Below are 1,010 nucleotides of genomic sequence, written 5' to 3' on the forward strand. Positions count from 1 at the left end.
GCCCAGAGAGAACTCAACACCGAGACCGGAGCAACGGAGACGGCTCTTTCGTCGAGCCAGTTTAATTTGGAACATTATTTCTATGTTTAAGTCGATTATCTTGTTCAATAGCTCTGTTGACTCGCGATGAGACTTTCAACGCCGCGCGACATCCGCTGGCCGGATGTGACTTGCTGTCCCCTTCCAAGATCAATCAGGAGATCCCCATGAGCAATCCAGTCCTTGTCAACCAGACCATTCCTGACTCCGACGTTGTACAGCTGATCAGCCGTGTTGGAGCTGAAATCAGAGGCGTCCGCCTTGGCGGAGACCTTTCGGACGCAGCGATAGCAGCCATCAACCAGCTTCTTCTAAAACACAAGGTGATCTTCTTCCGCGGCCAGGAGCATCTCGACGATGCGGAGCAGGAATTGTTCGCGCGGCGTCTGGGTGACCTTGTACCTCATCCCACGCAGGGGCCGGCAGCCGGCACGGCCTCAATTCTCAATCTCGATTCCGGCCGTGGCGGTGGCAGGGCAGACCAGTGGCATACCGACGTGACTTTCGTCGATGCCTATCCGAAATTCTCGGTCCTACGTGGCGTCGTCATTCCGGCGACGGGGGGCGACACGATCTGGTCCAACACGCACGCCGCGTACGAGAATCTGCCGGCGCCGCTCAAAATATTGGCGGACAATCTGTGGGCTATTCATAGCAATGCCTACGACTACACAGCCGTGCGCCCGCGCGCCACAGCCGAAGAGAAGAAGCACTTCGAGGAAATCTTCACATCGACGATCTACGAGACCGAGCATCCGGTCGTGCGCGTCCATCCGGAAACCGGGGAGAAGTCGCTGCTGCTCGGCAATTTCGTGCAGCGCCTCGTCGGCCTTTCCAAGAGCGATTCCGCCAAGCTCCATGAGGTGTTCCAGTCCTACGTCACTGCCCCGGAAAATACCGTGCGGTGGCGCTGGCAAGTAGGCGACGTCGCTATCTGGGACAACCGTGCTACCCAGCATTATGCGGTCAAC

At 57.5% G+C, this 1,010-nt stretch carries 1 protein-coding gene; it reads left to right on the plus strand.

The genetic code is table 11. The features are described 5' to 3' along the window. Window positions 1–206: 206 nt before the first annotated feature. Window positions 207–1,010, plus strand: an 804-nt coding sequence (locus EOC06_RS37795; RefSeq protein WP_164899021.1) for a TauD/TfdA family dioxygenase, incomplete at its 3' end; no start/stop codon positions are given.

The sequence above is a fragment of the Mesorhizobium sp. M7A.F.Ca.MR.362.00.0.0 genome, assembly GCF_004023175.1.
GTDB lineage: Bacteria > Pseudomonadota > Alphaproteobacteria > Rhizobiales > Rhizobiaceae > Mesorhizobium.